The organism is Psychrosphaera saromensis (assembly GCF_002954545.1).
Taxonomy (GTDB): domain Bacteria; phylum Pseudomonadota; class Gammaproteobacteria; order Enterobacterales; family Alteromonadaceae; genus Psychrosphaera; species Psychrosphaera saromensis.
Genome location: NZ_MSCH01000003.1, coordinates 2,394,244 through 2,419,406 on the forward strand (window position 1 = coordinate 2,394,244; position 25,163 = coordinate 2,419,406).

Genomic DNA, 25,163 nt, shown 5'->3' on the forward strand with positions numbered 1-25,163 from the left:
ATCGGCATTAGCTTGAAAGTTAGACAATAAACAAAGGCGCTCAATTGAGCGCCTTTTTTGTTTTCAGATCAGATTATTATAAGAGTGCCGACAAATTGTACATTTATAGCGAAATGGGATCTTAATCGGATCTTTTGCTTGAATTTGAACACTTTAGCCCTTATAAACAGCTTAATAACTATAATCATCGCAATAAGAAGTCGTAATCTTATTGATATGAATCACGAATACATTCAGAGATCCTATGCCAGCTTTACATCGAATTATTTTAATCAATACCCACATGAGTGGCATCGTAGAATTAAAACTCAATGGTCACACTAATATTTGTGGTACTAACGCGTCGGGTAAAACTACCTTACAGCGCTTAATTCCTGTTTTCTATGGTGAGTATCCAAGCCGTGTTGTTCCTGCTACTCGTGATAGCTTTGAACGTTGGTATTTGCCAACTGAATGTAGTTATATAATTTATGAATACCACAGAGACAATGACGAAACGTGTCAGGTGGTATTAAGCTCAAATGGAACGGGTGTCGACTTTAGGTTAATTGCCAAAGGGTTCGACATTGAAGACTATGCAAAAAGCTCATTAACCGAAGAACGTTATGTTATTCCGCCAAAAGAATTAAGCCGAGACATCAAACGCCAAGGTATTATTTGTAGCCGCATATTAAATACCAAAGAATATAAAGCCATTATTCAAAACGATCGTAGTGTGTTGTCTACCAACCGCGACCTTCCTGGTCTTGCTCGTTTGTTCAGCTTGTGTGAACAAAATGCCAATTTACGCCATATCGAAAAACTCGCCAAAGCCGTACATTCCAAAGAAGGTAAAATGGAAACCATTAAAGCCATGGTTGCCGCTATTTTGGAAGAAGACGGCGTACAGCCGGGGGAAACCAAACTTAGCCACAACAAAGTGGAAGAGTGGATACGTGAATGTAAACTAATCAAAGGGTTTGAAGATATTCGACCTGAGTTTGGCAAATTAGAACAAGCGCATTTTGAATACGGCGAAAACAATCAAAGATTGTCCCAGTTAAAACAACAATACACTTTAGATTTATCAAAAATCGCCCAAACCATAGCTGAAAATGATGCCTTGTTAGATGAAGTGGTATTAACCATTAAACAGTCCGAGTCCATTTGGTCTGAACAAAGAGACAGCTTAAATCAAACCTTATCAGGTGCCAAAGCCGACAGCCGTAAGCTAGAGTCTGAATTAGACGCCGTTGAACAACAGTTTGACGAGTGGCAAGACAAAAACATAGAAGAGCTAAGCCAAAACTTAGAGAGTCTGCCGCGTTGGAAAAACGAATTAGAAAGTGGCGAGTCTCGTTACACCTTAATAACCGAGAAACATCAAGATATTGAAGCCACATTCCACAAACGTAAAAGTGAAGTGCAAGAGCAACATAATCAAGAACTGGAAGGGTATAACGAGCAAAAAGACAAAGGCCGTGATCTACTTGCCAGTAAAAATGCAGAGCAACAAACACAGTTACTAAATACTGAACAAAAATACAAAGATCAGATCTCTGCTGCTCAAACCGATTATCAGAATCAGCAACATGAGTTAAAAAATCAGATCACAGAAATAAGTACTTTAGTTAACAATGTTGGTTTTACCAACCAAGAGCAAAATCAAATAGATATCTTTGAACATACCATCAAAGAAGCCTCAAGCATTGAAGACAGTTGTCGCGATAGACTCAATCAAACCAACGTTGAGTTAAGCAAAGCGAAAGCGGCACGTGATAAAACCAATAAAGAATTAGAACAAACCCGTAAGCAGTTCTCTGAACAGCAAACTCGAGTGGAACACACAGAGCAATTACTGTATCCAGGTCAAAACACCTTATTAGAATTTTTACGTCGAGAAAAATCCGGTTGGGAATTTGAATTAGGTAAAGTCATTCACCCAGACTTATTAAAAAGAACCGACTTACACCCAAGTTTAGACAGTGACTCAAGTAAAGCCTTATACGGTATGTTATTGGAGTTAGGTAATGTTCCACATCCAGATTATGCAGAGTCGGAAAACGAATTAAAATCGCGTTTAGAGCAAGAACAAGAGCTGCTTAGTCAAATCGTGACCAACCAAGATGCGGTAGAAGCCAAACTGGTAGAAGCAAATAAAGCGGTACGTAATGCAGAAATGCAACAAACTAAAATTAGCACAGAGTTAAACAACGCTGAGTTAAGTCGTAAACGTGCGCAACAAGACAAAGACGATGCTTTACAAGAGTTCCATCAAGCATTGCAAGAGCGTAAACAAAGCTACACCAGTAAACTTGCCAAGCTAAAGTCAGACAGTCAAAAGCTAAACCTATTACAGCAAGAAGCGATAGAAGAGCTACAAGATCAACAACGTGAAGCTGAAATGGAACTAAGTTCACATTGGCAGCTTGTTATTACCGATATAGAGCAGCAGCTTGCGCAAATAGAAACGCATATCAGCCAATGCCGTAGCTCGTTAAAACAAGAGTTGTCTAAGCTAGATAGCTGGTTAAAAGATGAATTAGCCAACCGTGGTGTAGACGTTGACGTGATTGGTCAGTTAAAACGTGATATTACCAAGTTAAAACAAGACATTCAGTTAACCGAGAAAAACAGCCACTTAGTAGCGGAATACAAACATTGGTATAACACCTATTACATGGGTCATAAAGTTAAATGGCAAGAGCAACTTGCTGATGTTCGTAAACAGGTGAGCGATACATCGCGTGAACTTGAGAAACAACAAACCACTTATAAACAAAATGTTGAACAAGCCAAAGCAAAACAACTAGAGTTTGAGAAAAACTTAAAAGAAGCTAACGAGCAAGAGTTTGAGCTAGGCAACATCAGCAAACAATTGGCTAAATTAAAACTGCCAGTTGCAGACGTTAACAAAGAAAGCAGTTCAATCTCTCAACGTATTAACGACGGGCAAACTCGTTTAGTTAAACGTGAAGACTTAGCCGCCGACATTAAAGCTTACGTAGAACACTTTGACCAAAAAATTGCAGCCCAATCAGGTACTGGATTTTACGATACATGGGAACACAGCCGAGCGGAATGTTCAGTGGTTAACGAACAAGGTATTCGTTCACTAGATCACATTCGTTTGGTTGGCCATTTAGATCAATTTATTAATGAATTAGTACCGCAACGTATCAACGGTATTCGTGAACAAGGCCGTATATTCGGTTTAGCCTTGTCTGAATACTACAAACTTCTAAAAGACATAGAAGGGCACATAGGCGGACAAAGCAAACGTATCAGTAAAGAAGTGGATGAAGAGCTATTTTTGGATGGCGTGTCTGAGTCTGCTGTTAAAATTCGTTCTAAAATCAGCGAACTTGAATTTTGGCCAGAACTGCAACAGTTTAATAAATTGTACACGGACTGGATCAGCGAAGGCGCGCACGACTTACCTGGCGACGATTATGCTTACAGCATGCGTCGTGTTATGGATATTTTAGGTCGTTCTGCGTTAACCGGTGGCATTAGCAAATTATTAGATATTGAGCTGCATATTAAAGAAGGTAACAGCGACTTAATCATTAGAACTGACCGCCAGTTAAACGAATCGTCAAGTCACGGTATGGCGTACTTAATCTTATGTAAATTCTTATTAGCCTTTACTCGCTTATTAAGAGGCAACAGTAAAACCATTATTCACTGGCCAATAGATGAGTTAGGGACTTTGCATCAAAGTAATATTAAAAAGATATTTGATGCTTGTCAGAACAACAATATCCACGTTGTTGGTGCGTTTCCAAATCCAGAGTCAGAAGTATTGGCCTTATTTGAAAACCGTTACTTGATAGACAAAGACAAAAAACAACTACAGGTTGTTCAACCTAAAGTCAGCGCTATTACGCAAAAGTTACAAACAAAAAAAACGGATGAGAACAAATCCGATACTGGACACTCTGATATTCAAGAAGGAGCAGGCGCATGATCACAGAACAAGGTCGCGTATTAGAATTATTGTTATCCGGTCAATTTGTTTGTACAACAATAGACGAAGATGCTTTCCGTTATTTACAATCTAGCGCTAACAGAGAGCTGGTGGAGCAACAACTAAACGTACTTAATCGTCACTTATCTAGTGCAGCCGACGGAGAAGTGTATTTTTGTTCTTATAGCTCAATTGGTGAAGCCGAACGTAAAGTATTGGCAACCCACTTCAACGATGTGTCTAGCCATCTTCTGCCTTTAATTGAATGGTTATTGTTAGTACAAGAAGCCATGGGGACAGACGTACCATTGACTCAAGGTGCATTAATTCGACTACAAGAAGTGCAAACGGTCGTTGAAGATACGCCTGCGTATGCAGAGCAACTGGGTAAAATATCGCGCTATTCAATGTTTGGTTCAAAAGCTAACGAGCTCGACTCGCAGCTTAAACTTATCTTTAAGCGATTAGTTGAACTAGGTTATTTGGTTCGCCCAAATATGGATAAACAAATTTACTGTGCCACAGGCAAAATTGATTACCTATTTGACGTACTTAAGTTTGTTGATGAAACTGAAAACTTGTCGTTGTCAGAACGTGCCGAAGACTCAATTAGTCAACCAAGTTTGCTGTAGGTTTAATTAATGAATATTAACTTAAATAAATCAGGCTTGAGCTTACTTAACGCGTTAAGTAATCACTCAGAGTTGATCATGCAAACCTACTTTAGCGGTAGTGTTAATGAAGCTGAGCATTCACCAAACATTATTCAAAATCTAATCGACCTTAAAGTGCTGTGGCGACCAGAGTCAGATGTAGAATTACGTTTGCGTCCGTCGTTAAGAACTTTGTTAGAGGAAAGCTTACAAGATGAGAGTAATCGTCAGATAGATGCCAATATTGGTAACTTATTAACGACGTTAACCACTCAAGCTGAGCATTATAAAGAAGCATTAGCGCAACAAAAGTATCATGAGTCGCAAGCGTATTTGTCAGACTTAACTGAACATGTTTATACCTTAACGGAAACTTTATCAACCAATGTGCGTTTATTATGGTCGCGTATTAGTAATGAGTTTGGTTATGTGAGTTCGGTTGATGCCAAAATTCGTGAAAACGAATTAGCGCAAACTCAAGTAACCGACATGTTAAATCAGTTATCTATGTTCCATTTTGATATTTTAAGTCAGTTAGCGGGAAGCCATAGAGAGTTGCGTCATTTATTGGTGATCACGCTGCAATCTGCATTTGCTACCAGCACGCAAGAACTCAGTTTAGTGCAGAGTAAATTACTTGAGTTGTTAGGCAGATTCAGAGAATTTAAAGGCAGAACCCGTTTGCTTAAGGGCTTTATGTTACACATGGAGCAAAAGCCAGACTTTACTCCAGTTAATTATTCCTCTTTATCACAAGTTCCAAACTTGTTTAACCACGCAGCTTGTATCATTAAAGGTGCTGCGCCAGATGTTTATAACGTGGAGCATGAGTTTGAATTAACTTCACTGGTCGATAACTTACGCAGCATAAATAGATTATGGCAAGGTAAGAAAAATCGGGTAGTTGCAACGGCATTAATATTAGAACAAGAAACCTCAATAGAATTAAATGAAGACTTGTTAAAAGACGAAGTGGAACGCTATTTCTGTCAGGTGATTGACTCGGGCAAAAACACACGTGCGCTCGATTATTTTAACCAACACAACTTAGACTTTGATCAAGAAGTATGGATATACCAAGTTCTTGGTGCATTTCAAGGTTTACCAGACAGTGAACGTGACTTCTTTGATATAGATTTAGCCGGTATAGAAGATGAAATTTATACTGGAAACTTTATCATTCAAGATATTGAATTAGGGTTACGCTAATACTTGTATAGTCCGTAATAAATAACAGGTTAGCCATTGTCTCGACTATAGTGGTTAACAGATAAAATCATTAAGAAAATAGGATCAAAAATGAACCCAATTATCCAAATATTAAAAGAACACAACGTTAGCCAAGAGCAAATTAACGACTTATTTAAAACATTAACAGAAAATCCAATGGCCGCTATGATGACCATTCAAACCTTGGGTATTCCGCCAGAAAAATTACAGTCATTAATGGGCTTGGTAATGACAAATCCTGGTTTAATTAAAGAAGCGGTTGAAGAATTGGGCTTAGACTTCTCAAAAGTAGAACAAGCCAAAGAAACGTTAAAGAACGGGCAGTAGATAAGAGTTTCGAGCCGCGAGTTTCGAGATAAGAGGTAAGAGCTACGAGGTTTGAGTTACGAGGTTCGAGGTTTGAGATTCGAGTTACGAGGTTTGAGATTCGAGGTTTGAGATTCGAGTTACGAGGTTTGAGTTACGAGGTTTGAGTTTCGAGGTTTGAGTTACGAGGTTCGAGTTACGAGGTTTGAGTTACGAGGTTTGAGTTTCGAGCTATTAGTTTCGTTGTAGATAACCGAACTTATAGATAGTTGGGCTTTAGCCTCAGCCGTTGGCATGTGATTGTCAGCGGCAGTCAACCTTATCGTTCCCCAATTTAAAACTGTCAATTTATGAACTGCCGATTTACGAGCTTAGCATGCGCCTAGATAAATTCATTTGTAAAAGTACCCACTTCACACGAGCAGAGGCGCGTGAGGCAATAAGCTCTGGCCGAGTGAAAATAAACGGTTGGTACGACTGCCATGAAGCCACCCAAGTGCATGAAAATAATGTGATGACTTTAGACGGCGAAATCCTACAAGCGCGTCCATCTCGTTATTTAATGCTGCATAAACCAGCCGGCTTTGTCAGTTCTAACGTAAGTGGTCGTTATCCATCGCTATTTAATAATTTAACTATTGATAACTTAATTTCTGATGATGCTAATAATTTAGATTTAGCGGATGTAGAAAACCTACATATAGCAGGGCGTTTAGATGCAGACACCACAGGGTTAGTTTTGATCACCGACGATGGTCGTTGGTCTTTTAACGTTATTTCACCCAAAAGTGAATGTGAAAAAGTCTACCGAGTAAGCCTACGAGATCCAATCACAGACGATGCCATAAACCAACTGGTTAACGGCGTATTGCTCAGAGGCCGAGAAGAGTTAACCTTACCCGCCAAACTAACCGTCGTGACAGAAAAAGAAGTATTACTCACCATAACCGAAGGCAAATACCATCAAGTAAAACGTATGTTTGGTGCAGTCCGTAATAAAGTCGTGGCATTACACCGCGAAAAAGTAGGGCCGTTAAACTTAGATATCCCAGTAGGGCAATGGCGTTATTTAACAGAAGAAGAGGTGGGGTATTTTTATGAGGAGTAAAAGCAGTCTTAAGTCTTAAGTTGTAAGCTATAAGTCGTAAGTGTGATGTGTGATGTGACCTCGTAAAAGTAGACACGGGGTTAATTTAATTCTTCATATTGCATGGGACTCATATACCCTAGAGTGCCATGCCTTCTTACTGAGTTGTAATATTTTTCAATATAAAAACGACTTTGTACAGTCATTTCATTTCGACTCAATTGAGTTAAGTTATGCATCCATTCTTTTTTATATTGGGCAAAGAAGCTTTCTGAGCATGCATTATCCCAACAATTTCCTTTTCTAGACATGCTAATTGTCACGCCTCTCTTATTCAGCCAGCGGATTGTATCTTTTGCCCTGTACTGACATCCTTGGTCTGAATGAAACAATAAATTATCGCCATCTGGCTTACGAGCTTCCCATGCTTTCTTTAACGTCTTAATAACTAAAGAGGCATTGTTTATTCTACTCGTTGCCCAACCTACCACTTTACGTGAGTACAAGTCGAGAATGACACACAAGTACTGCCAGCCTTCATTACAACGAACTTGAGTGATGTCTGAAGCCCACACCTTGTTTGCTTCTTTCACATCAAACTGGCGTTGTAGTATATGAGTCGTCGGAATAAATGTTGACTCTTTAGCTGCCTTATTCATTCTGTGTTTTCCCGCGACTGAGCGATAACCCATACACTGTAGCAAGCGTTGTACTTTGCCTTGACTGCAATCAAAACCATGAGATACAGCTGCATCCCATAGTTTTCTATAACCTGGAATGCAATGCTCTTTATCACTAACGCGCTTTAGAAAGTCCCTCAGTAATGTGTTTTTATCTGCATGTTTACTGGGTGTTTGTTGGCACCATTTATAATATCCAGCTCTGGAAACACCCAGCCATTTACACATTTTATTAACGGGCTGTTTTGTATTCGCGTGTTTATTTATATACGCGAACCTTATTCTTTTAGCTTGTCGAAGTAGGCCTTCGCCTTTTTTAACACATCATTCTCCAATTGAGCCTCCTCAAGTTGCTTTTCGAGTTTACGTACTTGGCGCTCTAAATCAGTATAAGACTTATCTGGACCTGCATTCTTAATTGGCTTGTTTGTGTGTTTTTTAGAGGTCATTTGGTTTCTCCACCTTGATAGGGTTGCTGGATGTATTCCTAGCTTTAATGCCGTCATATTAACGGTATCTGGAGAGTCTAGCGATTGTTGAACGGCTTTTATTTTAAACTCTATGGAGTGCTTACGTCTGAATTCGATTTTCATGACACCTTATTCCTAAAAATAGGTGTCTACTTTTGTGGAGTCATATCAGGTTTAACAACGGAGTGTAAATTAGTTGACGATAGATCTCATTGACTTAGCGTATAACAAACGCCTGAACTCCGACAATGATTAGTTGTCACGGTTTTGGCAAACAACGCAAAAAGCCACGCCAACACATTGCGTGTTAGGCGGGCGTTAGATTTATATTGGAGTTACCCGCACATGGATGAACAATTAATTACATTACTTGTAGACAAAGTTGTAAGTGATGTTAGCTTTTGGACTGCTTTAATTGGATTAGGTGGCGTTGTTATCGGTGCTTTAATTGCTATCATTGGTAATGTTATTATTTATAAAATGCAAAATAAGCAGCAAGTAACTATTGATGAGGCTAGGAAAGAGCTTCTTAATAAAATGTTAAGTGATTCAAGATTTTCAGAAGGCAGATCGTTAGAAACTTTATCAAAGGTTACTGGTTCGCAACTAGATGAATGCAGAAGGCTTTTAATCGGTATCAAAGCAAGAGGATTTACACTTTCTGATGGTCGAGAAGGCTGGGTTTATATCAAGAATAGACCTTTATCTGCACAATAAATCTAACAAGAGAATAAATAGTGATTCACTTTAGTTTGTCATTTTTAGTTGCAAACACCGCAATAAAACTGCCAAACTAGTTCACACATTATTCAGGCGTTATAACTCAAGGAGGATTTATGAGTACGAATCAAAGTAATCAGAATATATTTCGTTTTATTTTACTTAAAGGTGTTTTAGGTTGGGGTATTCCTACGGCTATTGTTTTTCAATTAATTATGCATTTAACGGGTGAACGAAACTTTTTCGATGGGCTAATTTCTTCTATAATAATATTTCCAATTACAGGGATATTTTTTGGTTATTTTCTGTGGAAGTCAAAAAGTAAAAAATCACTTAAACAATAGACTTGTGGTATTTGAGTTATAACAAGCGCCTGAACTCCGACAATGATTAGTTGTCACGGTTTTGGCAAACAACGCAAAAAGCCACGCCAACACATTGCTTGTTAGGCGGGCGTTATGTTTACATGAGAGTCCTCAGATGGCTGAAAAAATATTAATCGCCTTTATTGCATCAGTGTTTTCCGCGTTTGTTGCTTGGTCAATTGCGTTAAGAAGGCACCGTAAAACGCAGTTCTGGAATAAGAAACTAGAAGTTTATACATCTACACTATCCTGCCTTCACGAATTGAAGAAGGTGAGTCATCAGATTTTAGATGATACGACCAAGAAGAGTAGTGAAGAGGTTGCAGCCCTAATAAAAAATTTTAACAATCAGAAACACGACTTACATAAGTATCGCGACCTTGGCTATTTACTTATATCTGATGAGGCAGAAGAATCTTTAGTATGGTTAATAGTGAATTTAGAAGTTAGCGCCGACAGCCATCAAATAGTAACGTCGGACTTAGAAACAGATATAGAGGTATATGAAGCGGATGAAAATTTACTGAATATTGATAAATGTATATCTCTATTTAAAGATGCAGCTAAAGATGATTTGCAGGTATAAACATAACAAGTCACTCAAAAGGACAAAAAACAGTTGGTTTTTGCTCCTTCGTCGCTTATTTTAACCAACTATTTTTTGCCTCTTAGTGGGGCGTTATGTTTTATAGGACTTACAGTGAAAATTTTACTCTCTTTATTTTTATTTTGTAGTTTAAATGCTCTGGCCAATTCTTTTGTTGCGAAAGGTAAAATCCAGGAAATAACTTTAGTTGAAGGGCGTAACGTTATGGTTGAAATCTCACATCAACCACATAAAGATGATTGCCAAGGTGATCGGTTTTATCTGAGCGTAGAAGATGAAATAGGATTACAAAATAATTTAATGCTTTTAAATACGGCTTTAGCAAACAAATACACAATTACTTTACATCAAACAACTGGGGCAGAATGCACTGGAAATAAAGTATTTTTTAACATTGTAAAAGTACAAACGTATTAAAAAACATAACAAGCTCCTTAACTCCGACAATGTTTAGTTGTCATGTTTTTGGCAAACAACGCAAAAAGCCACGCCAACACATTGCGTGTTAGGCGGGCGTTATACGCTTCGATAATTTTGAGCCTTTAGGAACTTAATATGTTTATGAACAGAGTTTTTCTTGTTAGTGCATTAATCGTGATAGTGTTATTCGGTTGTAAGCCAAATACAAGTGTGGAAGTCTGGAATTGCTTTCAAGAAACTAAAATAAACGAGGATTGGATTGGGATAAGCGAGAGCACATCAGAAATTCGTGATGGTGTATATGGTGAAACGAACTCTACAGTCATTGTCAGGGAAATATCTACCAATAAAGAGTCATTATTGAAATCAAAAGTAACTTTTGACTTTCATAAAGATGGTAACTCCGTGGAACAAACATTAATTACAGCAGACTGGGAAATTATTAATGATGAGTTAAATGTATTTTCTGAAGGAAGAGCTAGTAACCTTCTTCCTAGCATTGGTTCAACTTTATATGGGACTCAAGAGTCATTAGATAATGGAGCAGTCAAAACTACTTACGATTCAGGTTTAACAACGGAGTGTAAATTAGTTGACGATAGATCTCATTGATTTAGCGTATAACAAACGCCTAAACTCCGACAATGTAATGTTGTCATGGTTTTGGCAAACAACGCAAAAAGCCACGCCAACACATTGCGTGTTAGGCGGGCGTTATGAGTACTATGAGAAATTGGTTAATTTTAGCGTCATTGTTATTAGTTTCTTGTACTAGTACTAATATCAAGAAGCGAGATGCATTTGTAACGTGGGATGAGGCGATAGTAATATTGAACTCTGGAAATGTGGATTCTGCATTTCAAGCGCACAGTTTATATGTAGAATTGCATTTAAAAGATGGTTCGATTGTAAAAACCACATCGCCTAAGATTGATGAAATACTTAGAGAAATTCGAAGGTGTGGCAAAAAATGCACGGGCATTTCCATGATGCTAGAGTAGTACTCATAACAAGCGCCTTAACTCCGACAATGTAATGTTGTCATGGTTTTGGCAAACAACGCAAAAAGCCATGCCAACCATTGCGTGTTAGGCGGGCGTTATGTTTCTAAGTGAATATGTCTAAACTCTGCTCAAAATTATTCAAAGTATCCGATTCTGTATCTGGCGGAATTCTAGTTGTTTCGATTATAGTGGCACTATTGGCTTTTATCGTGCCGCCAGTTGCACTAGTTGTTACTGCAATTATGCTAGGTTCTAATTTAGGGAGTTGGCCTTTATTCTATATTATTGCTTTCCTCACCTTTACATATCTAACGTACAGGCATAATTTTGTTTCAGTGTTTTGCCACCTTGCATTAATCCTATTGCTGTTATTCAGTGGTAGCATCCCATATTTATATATAGTATTGTTTTTAGTATTTTTAATGCCTTATATAACCATCTATAGAGAGGCGATACATAACAAGAGAATGAATAGTGATTCACTTTAGTTTGTCATTTTTAGTTGCAAACGACGCAATAAAACTGCCAAACTAGTTCACACATTATTCAGGCGTTATGCATTTTAGGAGTTTCGGTGAAATATAATGTTTTATGGATAAATATTTGGAAAAAACTTACCAAGTTTATGAGTTTAGCGATTTCAATTCCGGTTTCTTTTGTATTTGTTATTCGTTTTTTTAAGAATGATATGAGTGTAGAGAAAACTTTTGAGCACATTACCTTAATTCAATTACCTTTATTTTTCTTAGGCATAATTGCTTTTTCCGCTTTCTTTTCGTTTCTTATTGCTATTTTGATTCGGCTTGCTGCTGTTGAAATACAAGATGGAAATCTAATTGGTCGTAACTATTGGTATTTTAAAAAAACGATACCTATTCATGCTATTTCACAGTTTTACCCTTTTAGTAATAATGGCATTGAAGCAATAGTCGCAGATGCAGGAGTTCATGGTAAAGTTTATATTTCTACACAGACTGAAAATTTAGATGAACTACTTGAATACCTTGAAGAAGGTAGTGGTGCAGGCAATGCATAACAAGGCAATCAAGAGGGACTAAAAACAGTTTGCTGTTTCGTTCCTCAACATTTTAGCAAACAATTTTTAGCCCCTTATTGAGGCGTTAAGTAGCCAAGGAAATTACGGCGTTTAAAATGACCTACGAAGAATTTTATTACAGCATTGATTGCAAGTTTCCTTACCATCAAGAAAGTGAGTGGAAGCGAATCATTGAGCAATCAATTGAAATAGGTGAAAACGCGCCTTTTCTCGTACTTCACGAAATATGCAGAGTGCCAGCCTCGGAGAAGCTGGATCAAGTAAAGCATATGGAAATGTATAAATATTGGAAGCAATCGTTTGCCAGCCCAGTGCAGGACATCGTTGAGCCAGCTTCTCTTTCATACATCAACAAAACTGAGATAACAGATTCCGAAGCACTAGATATAATGGAAAGACTTTCACCGTTTCCAAAATCCTATAATGCGCTTCAAGTTGTCTTATTTTCGTGCCCAGATGATGATGAACTGGTCGACGAAAAATATGAAAATATTGTAGCTATGTGGAAATCGGCTACTTAACAAGCGCCTAAACAACGACAATGTAAAGTTGTCATGGTTTTGGCAAACAACGCAAAAAGCCACGCCAACACATTGCGTGTTAGGCGGGCGTTATAAGCCACAGGAGTTCGGCGTGCAATTCTTCTTCATCATAGCTTTCTCAGTGCTCTTTATTGGATTTCAACTGAATGCGTTTATTCAACGAAAAAGAGGATTACTTGTATCAATAGTGTTTACTTCTGTTGTTATAGTCTTGTTGTGTATTTATGCATTTTTTACTGAGTCTTCTTCATACGCTAGAGAGTCCCAAACAATTAAATTAATTGTTGTTAATTTTATTATTTTTCTAATACCGTCAGTTGTTATTGTCTGGCTAGCTTGGATAAGCAGAGCTGTTAAACCTATGACTTTACATATAATATCTATTGTTGTTGCAATTTTACTTACAGCTGCATTCCCATTAATAGCATTGTTTACAAGTTGTTATACGGGTTTAGATTGTATATAAGTGGCTTATAACAAGGCATTTAAACGGAAAATTTACAGTTGGCTGTTTTTCGTTCCTCAAACATTATAGCCAACTATAATTTTCCGCTTAATGCGGCGTTATAAGTTTAGGAGAGTTCAGTGTCTAAATTCATTATTGTACTTTTCTTATTAAGTTTTAGTTTGAGTGCTCAAGAGAAAGTTATGGATAACATACCAAATAAAAATATCACGATTGAACAGCTTGATGAGATGTTCAGTAGTATCACCGAACAAGGTCAATGGGATTTATCCCAGCCATTACTTTGGGGTTACTTCTTCACCGATAATGATCCGAATAAATTAGAATTAGCTATGCCTAAAATACAGGCAATGGGTTACTCAGTCGTTGGAATATTTCAGGCTGAAAAAGAAGAAGAAAATGAACCAGACTTATTCTATCTTCATGTTGAAAAGCCAGAAATTCACAATAGTAAATCCCTCGATAAAAGAAACGATGAGTTCTACATTTTTGCATATCAAAACGGCTTAGATTCATACGATGGAATGGATGTTGGACCTGTTGCGCAATAAACTTATAACAAGCTGTTAAAGCAGGACAAAATACAGTTGGCTGTTTTCGTCCCTCAACATTTTAGCCAACTAAATTAGCCCCTTAACGAGGGCGTTATGTTTACCATAAGGATCGGTTATGACCTCAAAAATTTATATACTTTCATTTGCATTATTACTTTCAGGATGTAAATCCACTCCAATAGAGGCAATATATACAGAACTTGATCCTACCCCTTGGACCATTGGGTATCAAAAAGATTTCGGAGTAGGTAACGGCTATATAAGAGAATGGGTTCCAAAAGGTGAAAATATTAAGTCTTGGACAAAATTATTTTCAATAGAGTTTTTGGAAAATGAAAAAACGCCAATACATAAGTATTCAAATAACTTTTTGAAGAAAAGACAAGAGCAGTGTTCAGGAACTAAATACAAGATATTAAAGGAAACTGACTTTAGCCGAACTTACATAATTAATTTTCCATCTTGTGCTGGCCAAGAGGCACAGTCAGAAATAACTCGAATGTTCCAAGGTAATGATGGTTTGCATCGTCTATCTTATGCGGAAAAATCAGCACGTTTATCTCAGGAAGTTATTACTAAGTGGAACCAAGAGTTACAAAATTCTTATGTTGTAAAGGGCCCTAACAAAACTCGAATCAGGTAAACATAACAAGTCGTTGAAGTCGGATTCGTAACAGTTGGCTCGAATTCGCTTCGCTCAGAAAGTTTAGCCAACTGTTCCTTACCTCTTAACGAGGCGTTGAGGCCGTAGAATAACTCTTTTTTAAGAAAAATGGCCGTTTTTATGGGTTCAAAATGCATTGGCTAGTGCGAGAAAAGCGCTTAGCATTTGTTATAGGAGCTCGATTTTTCATCAATTTTGGCTGTTGGAGTAATTCTACAGCCTCGTTATGTTTCACTAGAAATGGTTCTGCACAATGAAAGTGTTTTGATACGTATTATATGTAATTGCTTCACTATTAATTAGTTTTTTATACTCAATCCTTTCAGGCGTAGTTGGAAAAATGCAGGAAGATATTTGCCAGTTGTATAATGAAATGTATTGAGATCATGTCTTGATTACATTGCTACAGCTAATGTTGTTTGGTTTGGTTGCATTTATTCTTAATAAAGTAGATTTATTAAATAAAAAATTCTTATAACTACATTTGTAGTACAAGTAATGATAGTCATATGTTTTTTTGAGGTACCTATGAAATCAGATACAATTTCTAGTATCGGGTATCAGGCGAATAGTTGTCCAAGTCTTTTGGGTATTATTTCCAAAATTATATCCACTGATTAAGGAGGGTGGTTAAATGTTTTTAAAATCAATATTACTGAGTGTTTTTCTGTATTTTATTTTTGTTTTTTATATAGTTGTCGATTCTAGAAATAGCACTGATTTCAAAGCAGATGTAGGCATAGTGTATGGGAATAAAGTTGAGCTAACAGGAAAGCCGTCATCTAGATTGGAAGCTCGATTAAAAGCCGGTGCACACCTTTATGAAAAAAAATTAATAGGTAAATTGATAGTAAGTGGTGGCATTGGAAAAGAAGGATTCGATGAAGCTAAAATTATGGCTCGTTACCTTCTAAATAACGGTGTTAATAGAGGTGATATATTAATTGACAGTAATGGTTATAATACCAATATGACGTCAATCAACGCTTTTAAATTAGTTGGCGTAGAATCATCAGTTGTCGCTATTTCTCAACAATATCATATATCGCGAGCTAAAATGTCATTGAGTAATATTGGTTTTAAAGAAATCTATGGCTTCTCTCCTGATTACACTGAGTTTCGTGATGTTTATGCATATTTACGAGAAGTAGCTGCATGGTGTAAATACTGGTTGTTAAGCTTATAAAAACATAACAAGTTGCTACACTCGGACTCGATACAGTTGTCGCGGTTTTTGCTAAAAGAAAAGACAGCAAAAACAGCACCAACTTACTCGCCGGTGAGCAAGGCGTTAGCATTCAAGGGATATAGTGAAGTACGTTTCATATTATGATATTTCAACAGAAGGCTTTTTTGATGGAGTGCTTTTTCCATTCATTTTAATGTTCTTTTTTATTTCTATTGCTGTCGGGTTACTCATAAGCAAAAAGAACTATTCTGGTTCCGACTCAGAAACTATTACCAAATTGAAATTTGGTAAGGTTTGGGCAATAGCGGCTCTCTTTATGGTTGTAACTTCACTTTATGGCTTAATAAATTCAAAAATAGAAAATAAAAATTCTTTTTCGAATAACCTAGAGATAAAGACAATCGAAGGTAAGATCTCAAAATATACCGAATTAAAAAAAGAAATTGGTTTTTCTTCCTTTTTTGTAGCTTCTGAAAAATTTGAAACGTTTAGCCCGTTTAGAGATTGTAAGTACCCTAAGTGTGGCCTATTCAATAATTTAAATGTGAGAATTACATACACGCATACTTTTATTAATAACATCACCAAAAACGATGATAAATTATTTGGTGTGGAAGTGATTAAAGCCCCACATGAAAATAAAATATTAAAAATTGAACTCAAAGAATCAGATTTTAACTTTATTACTGAAAGAAATAATAAAGCAAGGCAAAGGTGTTTAAATCAAGGTGTGTGTAGTTGAATGCTAACAAGGCATTCCAAAGGACTAAAAACAGCTGGCTGTTGTTCGTGCCTCACACATTTTAGCCAGCTATTATCAGCCCCTTAAATGGGCGTTATATTTTTCTAGAGTGCGGAGTTAACATCCATACTTTTATGTAATATACGCACTATGAGGATTTGATTGTCTTTGTGCTCTTTGTAATAAATCACATGACTAGCTTGTGGGTATTTGCTGTAACCTTCTCTAATGTAATCGCACTTAATACCTAACTCGGGTTCACCAGCTAATAAATGGAACGTGCTATCTAATACTTTTAGGTAATCATTCCGTTGAGAGGGTCCCCAAGTTATTTGGGTATATTTAGCTATTTTAATTAAGTCTGTTTTGGCTTTAGAAGATAATACAAACTTAATCATTAATGGTTATCTTCATCTAATTCAATCAATAAGCTTTCATAGCTGTACTCAGCAACACCGCTTTGCTCGCCTTGGATTAACATATTACGTAAATTTAAAAGCTTAGTTTCTTGATCTTCCAAGACCCTTAATCCAGCTCTAACAATTTCACTTGCTGAGCCATAACGACCAGTGTTAAGTTGTTGGTTTATAAACTGATCAAAATGATCGCCTAGTGTAACGCTTGTATTTTTAGCCATGCTGTAAACCTCATAGGTACCTATATATAATATATTATGGTATAAAGAATATAACAAGTCACTCAAATGGACAAATAACAGTTGGTTTTTGCTCATTCGTCGCTTATTTTAACCAACTATTATTTTCCTCTTAGTGAGGCGCTATTAACAGGGCACAAGTCTTCCAACGCTTCGCTCCACACTATAACTAATTATTTTATTACCTCTTTGCGAGACGTCAATAGTACAAAAATTTATATCAACTAATACGGAGTATTTTTATGTCTGAGACAAAAGGTAAACCTCAAATAAAAGAATCAAATGACAATTTAGATCCTCTTAGAATGCAAACCGGATTGGCACTTGCTGATTCAATGACAAAATAAAAAACGCTAACAATTATTGTAGTTGTTGGTGTGTTGGCATTTTCTGGGTTTGTGTATTTTTTATATAAAATGGCAGGTATGCAATAAGCAACGAATATCAATCTAATAAGCCGTTAAAACATTGCAGCAAACACTTGTCTGTTGCTTTAATGTCACTTATTGTAGACAAAAATTTAAAGCCTTTAAACTGGTGTGTGTGGATATTAACTAGGGCGTTATCATCAAAATATGTTTATCAAATTTAGCTATATTAATTAGTTTTACTTCAACCTCGGTATTAGCAAATGATGATCAATTTGATTACGATAATTTTGTTAAACAGTATCATCTAGCCATTATTAATACGCAAATCCCCAGTGCATCTAAAGAGGACTTAGAGCATTATTATCATTTCTAACTGAAGATATTGATAACCAACACTTTCCTAATGCTCCCGATGACTCTAGAGAGCCTGACGGTAAAAAATTAAAACGCATTACTTGTTTTTTTAACTTCTTATTGATAGCTCTTTTAAACTTTACTTATTGGTATACCCTAAGCTGTACTTACTGGTATACTCACCCTCAAATATATAACAGAAGCAATTTTTGTCAGTTAATTAAAGGGGTTGTTCTACTAATGAAGTATTTAGTAACTTTATTATTTATAAGTGTGTTTGTTACAGGTTGCAGTAAGTCTAACGATTCTGAACAAATTATTGATGAGATAGAAGAAGTTGTAGTAGGCGAAACTGAAGAAGCCGAAGAAGCAACTGAGGAAGAAGCCGAAGAAGCAACTGAGGAAGAAGTTGAAGAAGAAGCCGAGGAAGAAACGGAAGAACAAGTCGAAGAAGAAATAAAACCTTTCTCAATTACATCTATCACTCAAAATATATTTTTTGATGGTGCTAAAGTACAAGTTTCTGGCAGTGAATTAGACGATGCGATAAGTGTTACGTTAAATAACATTCCGCTTGATATTACTTCTCAAAACTCTCACGAATTATATTTCACTGTTCCTGCGATGGCTGCGGGAGATTATGAATTAGAATTCTCACATCAACAGACAAATCAACTGCACACTCAAACTCTAGAGTACGCAAACAAACAACTGGTAAATTCTATCAGCGTAGGCCAAAAACATAATTGTGCTATTAAGTCAGATAAAACGGTTGTTTGTTGGGGATCAAATGGCAATGGTGAGCTAGGTAATAATAACAAAAGAGATGGTGCTTCAGCGATACCAGTTAGTGTAGTTGGTTTAACTGAAATAATGGCTTTAGGTTTAGGGCAAGATCACAGCTGTGCTCTAAAGGGTGATGGCACTGTTAGTTGTTGGGGACGTAATGCATTTGGGATGCTTGGAGATAATTCAACAACTGAAAGGGAAAGCCCCGTTACTGTTTCTAGTTTAAGTACGGTTATCGCTTTGACTACCGGAAATCATCATAATTGTGCTTTAAAAACAGACCGCACAGTAGCTTGTTGGGGACGAAATTATTCAGGCCAACTTGGGGATGGAACCACTGTCGACGCTTTGGTTCCGGTTGTTGTGCAAGGTCTAACCAATGTAAGTGCCATTAGTGCTGGGGATAACCACACATGCGCACTTAAAGATGACAACACTATGGTATGTTGGGGCTCTAACACTTACGGACAATTAGGTGATGGCACAACAACGGATGCGTTAGCTTTTGTACCCTCAGCAGTGAGTAGTGTAAAAACCATTGAATTAGGCGGTGATAGTAGCTGTATAATTAAGCTTGATGATACCGTTGATTGCTGGGGTGATAATAGTGATGGAAAGCTCGGTAATGGCAGTTTAGATTCTAGTGTTACACCTGTTGCTGTAACAAATGTTACAAATACAGCGGCTTTAACAAATGTAGCAACATTAAGTATGAGGGATAATCACTCTTGTGCAACGACTTATGATGGCGACGGCTATTGCTGGGGAAATAATGAGGATGGTCAGCTTGGTGATGACTCAGAACTTTATATGGCAACTCCTATTCTGGTAACTCAAAGCGCAGACTTTAATTCAATACACGTTGGTTCTGATCATACTTGTGGCCTAAAAGAAGATAACTCAATTGCTTGTTGGGGTGACAATGGCGAAAATCAATTGGGTTATAATGACACAATTTCATATGCTTCAAGCCCAGTTTCAATACCATCGCTTGTTAATATTACTTCATATGATTTAGGTGATAACCATAGTTGCGCCATAAAAGATGACGACTCAGTCGTTTGTTGGGGACGTAACCAATATGGTCAGTTGGGTAACGGTGATACCGTTAATTCAACTTATGAGGTGAAGGTTGTTTCCGGTTTAGATGATGTGGCCAGTCTCGGTTTGGGGGCATCACATAGTTGTGCATTACAGAATACTGGAAGCGTTCTTTGTTGGGGATATAATTTATATGGACAACTAGGTGACAGTAGTGAAAACGATTCAAGTACACCGGTTCAAGTATTAAACCTTAATAACCCTGTGAGCGTAGAGGTTGGAAGTAACCATAATTGTGCGCTGAAAGATAATGGAACCGTAGTTTGTTGGGGGCATAACCAGTATGGTCAATTAGGCAATGGTACAGAAATAAACTCGTCAACACCTGTTGCCGTATCAAACTTAACTGATGCTGTGGATATCAAGCTAGGTGATGAACATAGCTGTGCAATAAAAAGTGATGCTTCCGTAGTTTGTTGGGGCCGTAATGGAAATGGTGCGTTAGGTACTGGTGATTTATCTAATTATTCTGTTCCGGTCGCGGTCGTTGGCCTTACAGATGTGATGGCAATTGACGCAGGTGATTTACACAGCTGTGCGGTTAAAATTGATGGCTCGGTTCAATGTTGGGGATATGATTATAGTGGCCAGTTGGGCGATGGTATAAACAACACTTTGTCAACTACACCAGTGAACGTAGTTAACCTGTCTGATGCGGTAGAAGTTAGTTTAGGCTACCGTTATAGTTGTGCGTTAAAAGCCGATAGTACTGGCCAATGTTGGGGCGAAAATAGTAATGGACAGTTAGGTGCTGGCACGTTGACCGACTCGCTCATTCCTGTTGATATTAAAGGTTTAATAGACACTAAACAGATTAGTCTTGGTAGACAGCATATTTGCAGCCTCTATGAAGATGGGGCGTTAGCATGTTGGGGTAGAAGTAGTGTGGGCAGAATCCCTCATCATTTTAGTTATCCATTTGTGCTTGAACGTGATTAGCGTAGATTGGCTTTAATTTTATTAAGTGTTAACGAGCCTGAACGCATTTATTGCGTTCAGGTTTATTTTAATAAATATGTAAAATACTTATTAAAATAGAGTAATCGAATGTTTTACTTTTAGAAGGAAAGTTAATCTAACTATTCATCGCTATATGTTCTTCTACTACACATGTCATTCCAACTCCTGGATAAGCAAAAATCAAAGCGTATATTCCTTTAACTTTGACGATGGGACTTACTAAAGTTTTTCGCTGGTAACTTAATTACAGCATTGCTATTTCCTTTATATAATATAACGTTAAGTTAAAAATACGCCTCAATATGAAACGACTTATAACAACAAAGAGACTACAACCTTGTATGCAATGATCACATTTTCGAAAGTTTTTAAATTCGGTGCTATTGGTGTTGGGGCGTTATTGCTCATTGGCTTTCTTATACCAGAACAAATTATTATTCCGGTTAAAGGCGCTACTAATAAAGATTGGAACTCAGATACGTTTTGGTATGAGCCTTGGGGATCATCAGGCGTACACAAAGGAATCGATATCTTTGGGACAAAAGGTACTTCTGTTGTTGCTGCGACAAGTGGTGTTGTTATTTTTTCTGGTCAATTGGAAAAAGGGGGGAATGCTATTGCTATATTAGGGCCAAAATGGCGAATACATTACTTTGCTCATTTAGCTAAAAATAGCGTAGCGTTTGGCGACTTTGTTACTATCAATGAACAAATAGGCACACTTGGTGATACGGGAAACGCAGCTGGTAAACAACCACATGTACATTATTCAATCTTATCTATTATTCCTATACCTTGGCTGGCAACTACGGAACGACAAGGTTGGAAGAAAATGTTTTTTTTGAGCCCGCACAAAAAGCTTATGTAAATGACAATTAACAAGGTGTTAGATTTTTAATGAAAATAGTTTTAATTAGACACGGAAAACCAACGTCAGCTGAAAATCTTGTATTAAGTGCTTCTGAATATACCAAATGGGTTCGTCGCTATAACTTCTCTGATGTTTCCAATCAAAGCCGCCCTGATACTATTAATAAGGCGTTCAGTGGGCATTACCTTGTTTCTAGTGACTTTCGTCGAGCAATTCATTCCACTGAAATTTATACCGGACGAGTTCCTGATTTAATTTCTCCAATATATAAAGAAATGGAAATACCTCGTTATAAACTACCTTTTAAGCTTAAAGCTATGACCTGGGTGTATTTGTGTCGTGTACTCTGGATGTTTGGTTTAAAAGGGCCATTTGAGTCTTATCAGTTAGCCAAACAACGTTCTGAATTAGCCTCCGAACAATTAATGGCTTTGGCGCAAGATAAAGGTACTGTTGTTTTGTTTGGTCATGGGTATATGAATTTGCATATTAGGCGAGTATTAATCAAACGAGGTTGGTCGTTAAATTGTAAAAGTAATGATTATTGGGGCGTATCTAGTCTTGAAATCGAACGTTAGTGTTAAGTAGGCAGTGTGTATTAGTGGAAAATTCAGAGCTAAATAGTTATCTTCAGGTATTAGAAGGTTTCGCCGATATTGAATTTATTGAGCGAGAGTCACATGATGTATCTGGTAAAATTAGGATTAAATTTACCGGTGATACAGGCTCCATAGACAAAGGTGAAATAGAGTTAACGTTTTATGGCGTCACTGTAATGTATTTGCCTTTTAGATTAATGCCGACTTGTGAGTTTGGCCAAAATGACGTTGAAGTTGACCGTTTTATTAGCCCGCAAGATCAAGAGGATGATTGTCACTTATACACGCTTAAAGATGACTCGGGCACGGTATGGTGGGTCTATGCTGAAGGGTTTGAAATAAAGGTGCTGCCGATATTCTACGGAAAATAACTCTAACAATATTTAAATTGTGGCAGCTAATAAGCACTACACTAATAAAACACTCATTTTACTTTAATTAAATACCAACCCATATTCCCAAACTCAGTAGCGTATTTATGATTAAATCAACTGCTAGCTTGTTATATCAATTTTATTAAATAAAAAATAATTGGCGTAATGACTGATCTGGTCGATAACAAGACTAGACATGAATTTAATCTGTTCAAAATAGCTAAACGTGTAGTCTTGTTGATTTAAGGATGGAAATTAGCTGAACTATTGAAGCGAATTAGCTGAGCTATTGAAGTGAAAGTAATTTAACTAAAGACTTATCTTTTAAAACAGAATATAAAAGAATGAATAGTCAGTTTACAAAAGTGAGAGTTTTGGCCTAAAGTAAGTGGGTATACAAATCACCTAACCCTCTCAAATAACTATAAAAAGTAAGTATGTGAAAGCAAGTATGATTATTACCAAAAAACAAATTAAGACTGCAATTTTTATTAGTATTCTTGTTGGAACAATATTGACCTTAATAAACCAAGGTGAGGCATTTATAGATGGCTCAGCATTAAATTGGTACAAGGTAGTTCTTACTTATATTGTGCCTTTTTGCGTGTCGCTGTATTCAAGTATCGTGGCAAAAATGGATACTAAACAAGACTAGTTACAAACACCTTACCTATTGGATGGCTTAATCCGCCCACATTAAATTGGAAACAGAATGAATTTTTTAAATGACATCAGTATTAACAGACGATTACTGATTGGTTTTAGTATTACTACTTTGCTAATGATCATACTCACTATGGTGGGAATATATCGAGTTAATATGATCGGTAGCTCTTTAACCACTATGACCGACATCAACTTAGTTAAACAGCGTAATGCGATTAACTTTCGTGGCAGCGTCCATGACCGAGCCATCGCCATTCGTGATTTAGCAACGTCTAGCACGCCAGCTGAAGCTAAAGTGCATATTGATAACATCAATGAATTAGCTGATTTCTACCAAAAATCACAAAGAAATATGCAAGCAATGAAGTCGTCGGGAATATATTTTAGTGCTGAAGAAACATCAATTTTACAAAAACTCGATAACATCCAACAAAAAACAGAACGTCTTATACAAAATGTGATCAACAGCCAAGTGAATATGCCCAATAACGATGGTTTGATGTTGTTAAAAAATGGGGGCAGCCAACTGTTTGTGCAATGGCTGAGTAGTATCAATTCGTTTATTGATTTAGAAGAAAATAAAAATATTATCGCAACCGATGAAATTTTGAAAAATGCAGGTACCTTTAAAACCACTATGTTGGTGTTAACCTTTAGTGCATTGGTACTTTCAATTTTAATTGCCTACATTATTGCGAATAGCTTTAAAGCTTCTCTGGGAGCAGAGCCTATGGTTGCTGCCGAGTCTTTATCGCAAATAGCTCAAGGGAATTTAGTTCAATCACTTAGTACTGAACATAAACTTAGTATGATGGCTACAATGGCAAAAATGCAGGAACGTTTGAGACACACTGTACTTGAAATTGCAGGGGCATCAAGCGACTTAAAAGTTCAATCTACGATAGTGACCCAAGGTTCTCAAGACATAATCTTACTGGCTCATGAACAAGATAAATTAACCGTAAGTACGGGGGATAATCTTAATGATATTAAAGCCAATATTACTGGAGTAGCGGAAACAGCTTCTCAAAATAAAGTAAATGCCAAACGTATGGTAGAAAGGGCAAGCACTGGACTTGAGTCGATGTCCTTAAGTGTAGAAGCGATGCAGAACGTGGCGAACATTGTTACTCAAGCAGTAGAGCAAATTAGTAAATTGGAGGCGTTAACAGAACAGATTGGTGGAATTACCAATGTGATCATCAGTATTTCTGACCAAACCAACCTTTTGGCTTTGAATGCGGCTATTGAAGCGGCTCGTGCGGGTGAAACTGGTCGTGGTTTTGCTGTTGTTGCTGATGAAGTAAGACAACTTGCTTTACGTACCGGAGAAGCTACAAGTCAAATTCAATCTACCATTGACGAAGTTCAAAAAGAAACATCGGTCGCCGTCGCTGTGATGCAAAATACGTTACCTAAAGTACAAGACGGTCAAACCAAAACTCAAGATGCGATGACCTTATTACAAGAGATTGGTGACAATGCGAATAACTCGTTTAAAAATGCAGGAATAGTTTCCGATACGGCAACTGAGCAAGTTGTAATTATCGGCTCAATAACTGAGGTTATGGCGCAAATTGATGATATCAACAAAAAGACGGTTGATTCGTTAGAGCAAAATAATACGGCGACTATTGCACTGGATAAATTAGCGGAGAGATTAAACAAAGAAATTGGTTTCTTTAAAACCTCTTAATTTCTCAAAGAGGGCATCAAAG

Annotated in this window: 26 protein-coding genes; 23 read left to right on the forward strand and 3 right to left on the reverse strand. The window is 37.1% G+C overall.

Going from position 1 to position 25,163, the window contains the following annotated elements:
* Positions 1-244: 244 nt before the first annotated feature.
* The 5 genes from BTO11_RS10845 (at position 245) to BTO11_RS10865 (ending at position 7,246) form a co-directional block, all read left to right on the forward strand.
* Positions 245-3,949: an ATP-binding protein gene (locus BTO11_RS10845; RefSeq protein ID WP_105052619.1), complete on the forward strand. Its 3,705-nt coding sequence runs from the start codon at positions 245-247 to the stop codon at positions 3,947-3,949.
* Entirely contained in the window at positions 3,946-4,581 is a 636-nt protein-coding gene (locus BTO11_RS10850) for a hypothetical protein (protein WP_105052620.1), read from the forward strand. The genes BTO11_RS10845 and BTO11_RS10850 overlap by 4 nt, the downstream gene beginning before the upstream one ends.
* Positions 4,582-4,590: 9 nt before the next feature.
* The gene (locus tag BTO11_RS10855; RefSeq protein WP_105052621.1) at positions 4,591-5,811 is read left to right on the forward strand and encodes a phosphoenolpyruvate carboxylase; all 1,221 of its coding nucleotides are present in this window, start codon (positions 4,591-4,593) and stop codon (positions 5,809-5,811) included.
* 90 nt (positions 5,812-5,901) lie between these two features.
* A complete protein-coding gene (locus BTO11_RS10860; RefSeq protein WP_105052622.1) occupies positions 5,902-6,159 on the forward strand; it encodes a DUF2999 family protein in 258 nt (85 codons plus the stop codon).
* Positions 6,160-6,514: 355 nt separating this feature from the next.
* The gene (locus tag BTO11_RS10865; RefSeq protein ID WP_105052623.1) at positions 6,515-7,246 is read left to right on the forward strand and encodes a pseudouridine synthase; all 732 of its coding nucleotides are present in this window, start codon (positions 6,515-6,517) and stop codon (positions 7,244-7,246) included.
* Positions 7,247-7,326: 80 nt separating this feature from the next.
* On the opposite strand, the gene BTO11_RS10870 is transcribed toward BTO11_RS10865, so the two are convergent.
* Positions 7,327-8,498 (reverse strand): IS3 family transposase gene (locus BTO11_RS10870; RefSeq protein ID WP_105051382.1). Its coding sequence is split into 2 segments (ribosomal slippage): positions 7,327-8,225 and positions 8,225-8,498, totalling 1,173 coding nucleotides; the frame shifts between segments, so codons are not numbered across the junction.
* A gap of 222 nt (positions 8,499-8,720) precedes the next feature.
* On the opposite strand from BTO11_RS10870, the gene BTO11_RS10875 reads away from it, so the two are divergent.
* The 12 genes from BTO11_RS10875 to BTO11_RS10935 all read left to right on the forward strand — a co-directional run bounded on the left by BTO11_RS10875 (position 8,721) and on the right by BTO11_RS10935 (position 16,705).
* The gene (locus tag BTO11_RS10875) at positions 8,721-9,092 is read left to right on the forward strand and encodes a hypothetical protein (RefSeq protein ID WP_105052624.1); all 372 of its coding nucleotides are present in this window, start codon (positions 8,721-8,723) and stop codon (positions 9,090-9,092) included.
* A 119-nt stretch (positions 9,093-9,211) separates the two neighbouring features.
* Positions 9,212-9,439 carry a hypothetical protein gene (locus BTO11_RS10880; RefSeq protein ID WP_105052625.1) on the forward strand — a complete coding sequence of 76 codons (228 nt, stop codon included), beginning with the start codon at positions 9,212-9,214 and terminating at the stop codon, positions 9,437-9,439.
* A gap of 136 nt (positions 9,440-9,575) precedes the next feature.
* On the forward strand, positions 9,576-10,046 hold the full coding sequence (locus tag BTO11_RS10885; RefSeq protein ID WP_105052626.1) for a hypothetical protein: 471 nt from the start codon (positions 9,576-9,578) through the stop codon (positions 10,044-10,046).
* Positions 10,047-10,160: 114 nt separating this feature from the next.
* Positions 10,161-10,484 carry a hypothetical protein gene (locus BTO11_RS10890; RefSeq protein WP_105052627.1) on the forward strand — a complete coding sequence of 108 codons (324 nt, stop codon included), beginning with the start codon at positions 10,161-10,163 and terminating at the stop codon, positions 10,482-10,484.
* 138 nt (positions 10,485-10,622) lie between these two features.
* Complete coding sequence (locus BTO11_RS10895) at positions 10,623-11,099, forward strand: hypothetical protein (protein WP_105052628.1); 477 nt, start codon at positions 10,623-10,625, stop codon at positions 11,097-11,099.
* A 104-nt stretch (positions 11,100-11,203) separates the two neighbouring features.
* On the forward strand, positions 11,204-11,488 hold the full coding sequence (locus tag BTO11_RS10900) for a hypothetical protein (protein WP_105052629.1): 285 nt from the start codon (positions 11,204-11,206) through the stop codon (positions 11,486-11,488).
* A gap of 577 nt (positions 11,489-12,065) precedes the next feature.
* Complete coding sequence (locus BTO11_RS10905) at positions 12,066-12,527, forward strand: hypothetical protein (protein ID WP_105052630.1); 462 nt, start codon at positions 12,066-12,068, stop codon at positions 12,525-12,527.
* A gap of 116 nt (positions 12,528-12,643) precedes the next feature.
* Positions 12,644-13,069, forward strand: coding sequence for a hypothetical protein (locus tag BTO11_RS10910; protein WP_105052631.1), 426 nt, complete (start codon positions 12,644-12,646; stop codon positions 13,067-13,069).
* 648 nt (positions 13,070-13,717) lie between these two features.
* Positions 13,718-14,107 carry a ribonuclease E inhibitor RraB gene (locus tag BTO11_RS10920; protein ID WP_229793411.1) on the forward strand — a complete coding sequence of 130 codons (390 nt, stop codon included), beginning with the start codon at positions 13,718-13,720 and terminating at the stop codon, positions 14,105-14,107.
* A 118-nt stretch (positions 14,108-14,225) separates the two neighbouring features.
* On the forward strand, positions 14,226-14,753 hold the full coding sequence (locus BTO11_RS10925) for a hypothetical protein (protein ID WP_105052633.1): 528 nt from the start codon (positions 14,226-14,228) through the stop codon (positions 14,751-14,753).
* 655 nt (positions 14,754-15,408) lie between these two features.
* Positions 15,409-15,960, forward strand: a complete 552-nt coding sequence (locus BTO11_RS10930; protein ID WP_105052634.1) for a YdcF family protein — start codon at positions 15,409-15,411, stop codon at positions 15,958-15,960.
* A gap of 124 nt (positions 15,961-16,084) precedes the next feature.
* Positions 16,085-16,705, forward strand: a complete 621-nt coding sequence (locus tag BTO11_RS10935) for a hypothetical protein (RefSeq protein WP_105052635.1) — start codon at positions 16,085-16,087, stop codon at positions 16,703-16,705.
* A gap of 104 nt (positions 16,706-16,809) precedes the next feature.
* Here BTO11_RS10935 and BTO11_RS10940 read toward each other — a convergent pair whose 3' ends face one another.
* Positions 16,810-17,103: a type II toxin-antitoxin system RelE/ParE family toxin gene (locus BTO11_RS10940; protein ID WP_105052636.1), complete on the reverse strand. Its 294-nt coding sequence runs from the start codon at positions 17,101-17,103 to the stop codon at positions 16,810-16,812.
* Positions 17,103-17,342: a type II toxin-antitoxin system ParD family antitoxin gene (locus tag BTO11_RS10945; RefSeq protein ID WP_105053740.1), complete on the reverse strand. Its 240-nt coding sequence runs from the start codon at positions 17,340-17,342 to the stop codon at positions 17,103-17,105. Before BTO11_RS10945 ends, BTO11_RS10940 begins: the two co-directional genes overlap by 1 nt.
* 983 nt (positions 17,343-18,325) lie before the next feature.
* On the opposite strand from BTO11_RS10945, the gene BTO11_RS10960 reads away from it, so the two are divergent.
* The 6 genes from BTO11_RS10960 (at position 18,326) to BTO11_RS10985 (ending at position 25,141) form a co-directional block, all read left to right on the forward strand.
* Entirely contained in the window at positions 18,326-20,914 is a 2,589-nt protein-coding gene (locus BTO11_RS10960; protein ID WP_105052637.1) for an RCC1 domain-containing protein, read from the forward strand.
* A gap of 367 nt (positions 20,915-21,281) precedes the next feature.
* Positions 21,282-21,803: a M23 family metallopeptidase gene (locus BTO11_RS10965; RefSeq protein ID WP_105053741.1), complete on the forward strand. Its 522-nt coding sequence runs from the start codon at positions 21,282-21,284 to the stop codon at positions 21,801-21,803.
* 29 nt (positions 21,804-21,832) lie between these two features.
* A complete protein-coding gene (locus BTO11_RS10970; protein WP_105052638.1) occupies positions 21,833-22,384 on the forward strand; it encodes a histidine phosphatase family protein in 552 nt (183 codons plus the stop codon).
* A 23-nt stretch (positions 22,385-22,407) separates the two neighbouring features.
* On the forward strand, positions 22,408-22,776 hold the full coding sequence (locus BTO11_RS10975) for a hypothetical protein (protein ID WP_105052639.1): 369 nt from the start codon (positions 22,408-22,410) through the stop codon (positions 22,774-22,776).
* A gap of 442 nt (positions 22,777-23,218) precedes the next feature.
* Entirely contained in the window at positions 23,219-23,434 is a 216-nt protein-coding gene (gene nrtS, locus BTO11_RS10980) for a nitrate/nitrite transporter NrtS (RefSeq protein ID WP_219846466.1), read from the forward strand.
* 57 nt (positions 23,435-23,491) lie between these two features.
* Positions 23,492-25,141, forward strand: a complete 1,650-nt coding sequence (locus tag BTO11_RS10985; RefSeq protein ID WP_105052640.1) for a methyl-accepting chemotaxis protein — start codon at positions 23,492-23,494, stop codon at positions 25,139-25,141.
* The last annotated feature ends 22 nt before the right edge of the window (positions 25,142-25,163 follow it).

Bases quoted from the DNA above. Each gene is read 5' to 3' on its own strand.
- BTO11_RS10845 (WP_105052619.1), top strand. From the start codon at position 245: ATGCCAGCTTTACATCGAATTATTTTAATCAATACCCACATGAGTGGC.
- BTO11_RS10850 (WP_105052620.1), top strand. From the start codon at position 3,946: ATGATCACAGAACAAGGTCGCGTATTAGAATTATTGTTATCCGGTCAA.
- BTO11_RS10855 (WP_105052621.1), top strand. From the start codon at position 4,591: ATGAATATTAACTTAAATAAATCAGGCTTGAGCTTACTTAACGCGTTA.
- BTO11_RS10860 (WP_105052622.1), top strand. From the start codon at position 5,902: ATGAACCCAATTATCCAAATATTAAAAGAACACAACGTTAGCCAAGAG.
- BTO11_RS10865 (WP_105052623.1), top strand. From the start codon at position 6,515: ATGCGCCTAGATAAATTCATTTGTAAAAGTACCCACTTCACACGAGCA.
- BTO11_RS10875 (WP_105052624.1), top strand. From the start codon at position 8,721: ATGGATGAACAATTAATTACATTACTTGTAGACAAAGTTGTAAGTGAT.
- BTO11_RS10880 (WP_105052625.1), top strand. From the start codon at position 9,212: ATGAGTACGAATCAAAGTAATCAGAATATATTTCGTTTTATTTTACTT.
- BTO11_RS10885 (WP_105052626.1), top strand. From the start codon at position 9,576: ATGGCTGAAAAAATATTAATCGCCTTTATTGCATCAGTGTTTTCCGCG.
- BTO11_RS10895 (WP_105052628.1), top strand. From the start codon at position 10,623: ATGTTTATGAACAGAGTTTTTCTTGTTAGTGCATTAATCGTGATAGTG.
- BTO11_RS10900 (WP_105052629.1), top strand. From the start codon at position 11,204: ATGAGTACTATGAGAAATTGGTTAATTTTAGCGTCATTGTTATTAGTT.
- BTO11_RS10910 (WP_105052631.1), top strand. From the start codon at position 12,644: ATGACCTACGAAGAATTTTATTACAGCATTGATTGCAAGTTTCCTTAC.
- BTO11_RS10925 (WP_105052633.1), top strand. From the start codon at position 14,226: ATGACCTCAAAAATTTATATACTTTCATTTGCATTATTACTTTCAGGA.
- BTO11_RS10930 (WP_105052634.1), top strand. From the start codon at position 15,409: ATGTTTTTAAAATCAATATTACTGAGTGTTTTTCTGTATTTTATTTTT.
- BTO11_RS10940 (WP_105052636.1), bottom strand. From the start codon at position 17,103: ATGATTAAGTTTGTATTATCTTCTAAAGCCAAAACAGACTTAATTAAA.
- BTO11_RS10945 (WP_105053740.1), bottom strand. From the start codon at position 17,342: ATGGCTAAAAATACAAGCGTTACACTAGGCGATCATTTTGATCAGTTT.
- BTO11_RS10960 (WP_105052637.1), top strand. From the start codon at position 18,326: ATGAAGTATTTAGTAACTTTATTATTTATAAGTGTGTTTGTTACAGGT.
- BTO11_RS10965 (WP_105053741.1), top strand. From the start codon at position 21,282: ATGATCACATTTTCGAAAGTTTTTAAATTCGGTGCTATTGGTGTTGGG.
- BTO11_RS10970 (WP_105052638.1), top strand. From the start codon at position 21,833: ATGAAAATAGTTTTAATTAGACACGGAAAACCAACGTCAGCTGAAAAT.
- BTO11_RS10985 (WP_105052640.1), top strand. From the start codon at position 23,492: ATGAATTTTTTAAATGACATCAGTATTAACAGACGATTACTGATTGGT.